This is a genomic window from Streptococcus sp. Marseille-Q5855 (assembly GCF_946901985.1).
GTDB lineage: Bacteria > Bacillota > Bacilli > Lactobacillales > Streptococcaceae > Streptococcus.
This window is the reverse complement of the sequence record NZ_CAMPPR010000011.1, coordinates 1-3,092: the sequence shown is the minus strand read 5'-3', so window position 1 is coordinate 3,092 and position 3,092 is coordinate 1. Positions and strand designations below refer to the sequence as shown.

1 protein-coding gene is annotated in these 3,092 nt (G+C 40.6%); it reads left to right on the top strand.

Annotation, left to right across the window (positions count from 1 at the left end):
• Positions 1 to 3,092 (top strand): DUF1542 domain-containing protein (locus tag OC529_RS11690; RefSeq protein WP_262082238.1); only part of this gene is annotated, 3,092 nt, incomplete at both ends.

Here is a 3,092-nt window from a genome sequence, read left to right as displayed (position 1 = left end):
ACGCTGTAAATGCTGAACACAAACAGACTGTTAATCTGAAAGATGGAACAAGTTATCCTACAACAGATGGTTTCCATGATATTGAACTTACAGTGACATATGAAGATGGTAGTACGGAAAATGTACCAGCCAAATACAAAGTCACAGATGCTTCTAAAGGGACTATCGACAAAGCGGCTGAGACTAAGAAAGCTGAGATTGATAAGCGTACCGACTTGACGAAAGAAGAGAAGGACAAAGCGAAATCTGATGTTGAAACAGCAGCAGAAAAAGCTAAGAAAGCTATTGACGACGCGACAACTAACGATAAGGTAGATGAAGCGAAGAATAATGGCAATACAGCTATCGATAACATCAATCCAACTGGTGATAAGAAATCTGACGCTAAGAAAGAAATCGACAAAGCGGCTGAAGCTAAGAAAGCTGAGATTGATAAGCGTACCGACTTGACGAAAGAAGAGAAGGACAAAGCGAAATCTGATGTTGAAACAGCAGCAGAAAAAGCTAAGAAAGCTATTGACGACGCGACAACTAACGATAAGGTAGATGAAGCGAAGAATAATGGCAATACAGCTATCGATAACATCAATCCAACTGGTGATAAGAAATCTGACGCTAAGAAAGAAATCGACAAAGCGGCTGAAGCTAAGAAAGCTGAGATTGATAAGCGTACCGACTTGACGAAAGAAGAGAAGGACAAAGCGAAATCTGATGTTGAAACAGCAGCAGAAAAAGCTAAGAAAGCTATTGACGACGCGACAACTAACGATAAGGTAGATGAAGCGAAGAATAATGGCAATACAGCTATCGATAACATCAATCCAACTGGTGATAAGAAATCTGACGCTAAGAAAGAAATCGACAAAGCGGCTGAAGCTAAGAAAGCTGAGATTGATAAGCGTACCGACTTGACGAAAGAAGAGAAGGACAAAGCGAAATCTGATGTTGAAACAGCAGCAGAAAAAGCTAAGAAAGCTATTGACGACGCGACAACTAACGATAAGGTAGATGAAGCGAAGAATAATGGCAATACAGCTATCGATAACATCAATCCAACTGGTGATAAGAAATCTGACGCTAAGAAAGAAATCGACAAAGCGGCTGAAGCTAAGAAAGCTGAGATTGATAAGCGTACCGACTTGACGAAAGAAGAGAAGGACAAAGCGAAATCTGATGTTGAAACAGCAGCAGAAAAAGCTAAGAAAGCTATTGACGACGCGACAACTAACGATAAGGTAGATGAAGCGAAGAATAATGGCAATACAGCTATCGATAACATCAATCCAACTGGTGATAAGAAATCTGACGCTAAGAAAGAAATCGACAAAGCGGCTGAAGCTAAGAAAGCTGAGATTGATAAGCGTACCGACTTGACGAAAGAAGAGAAGGACAAAGCGAAATCTGATGTTGAAACAGCAGCAGAAAAAGCTAAGAAAGCTATTGACGACGCGACAACTAACGATAAGGTAGATGAAGCGAAGAATAATGGCAATACAGCTATCGATAACATCAATCCAACTGGTGATAAGAAATCTGACGCTAAGAAAGAAATCGACAAAGCGGCTGAAGCTAAGAAAGCTGAGATTGATAAGCGTACCGACTTGACGAAAGAAGAGAAGGACAAAGCGAAATCTGATGTTGAAACAGCAGCAGAAAAAGCTAAGAAAGCTATTGACGACGCGACAACTAACGATAAGGTAGATGAAGCGAAGAATAATGGCAATACAGCTATCGATAACATCAATCCAACTGGTGATAAGAAATCTGACGCTAAGAAAGAAATCGACAAAGCGGCTGAAGCTAAGAAAGCTGAGATTGATAAGCGTACCGACTTGACGAAAGAAGAGAAGGACAAAGCGAAATCTGATGTTGAAACAGCAGCAGAAAAAGCTAAGAAAGCTATTGACGACGCGACAACTAACGATAAGGTAGATGAAGCGAAGAATAATGGCAATACAGCTATCGATAACATCAATCCAACTGGTGATAAGAAATCTGACGCTAAGAAAGAAATCGACAAAGCGGCTGAAGCTAAGAAAGCTGAGATTGATAAGCGTACCGACTTGACGAAAGAAGAGAAGGACAAAGCGAAATCTGATGTTGAAACAGCAGCAGAAAAAGCTAAGAAAGCTATTGACGACGCGACAACTAACGATAAGGTAGATGAAGCGAAGAATAATGGCAATACAGCTATCGATAACATCAATCCAACTGGTGATAAGAAATCTGACGCTAAGAAAGAAATCGACAAAGCGGCTGAAGCTAAGAAAGCTGAGATTGATAAGCGTACCGACTTGACGAAAGAAGAGAAGGACAAAGCGAAATCTGATGTTGAAACAGCAGCAGAAAAAGCTAAGAAAGCTATTGACGACGCGACAACTAACGATAAGGTAGATGAAGCGAAGAATAATGGCAATACAGCTATCGATAACATCAATCCAACTGGTGATAAGAAATCTGACGCTAAGAAAGAAATCGACAAAGCGGCTGAAGCTAAGAAAGCTGAGATTGATAAGCGTACCGACTTGACGAAAGAAGAGAAGGACAAAGCGAAATCTGATGTTGAAACAGCAGCAGAAAAAGCTAAGAAAGCTATTGACGACGCGACAACTAACGATAAGGTAGATGAAGCGAAGAATAATGGCAATACAGCTATCGATAACATCAATCCAACTGGTGATAAGAAATCTGACGCTAAGAAAGAAATCGACAAAGCGGCTGAAGCTAAGAAAGCTGAGATTGATAAGCGTACCGACTTGACGAAAGAAGAGAAGGACAAAGCGAAATCTGATGTTGAAACAGCAGCAGAAAAAGCTAAGAAAGCTATTGACGACGCGACAACTAACGATAAGGTAGATGAAGCGAAGAATAATGGCAATACAGCTATCGATAACATCAATCCAACTGGTGATAAGAAATCTGACGCTAAGAAAGAAATCGACAAAGCGGCTGAAGCTAAGAAAGCTGAGATTGATAAGCGTACCGACTTGACGAAAGAAGAGAAGGACAAAGCGAAATCTGATGTTGAAACAGCAGCAGAAAAAGCTAAGAAAGCTATTGACGACGCGACAACTAACGATAAGGTAGATGAA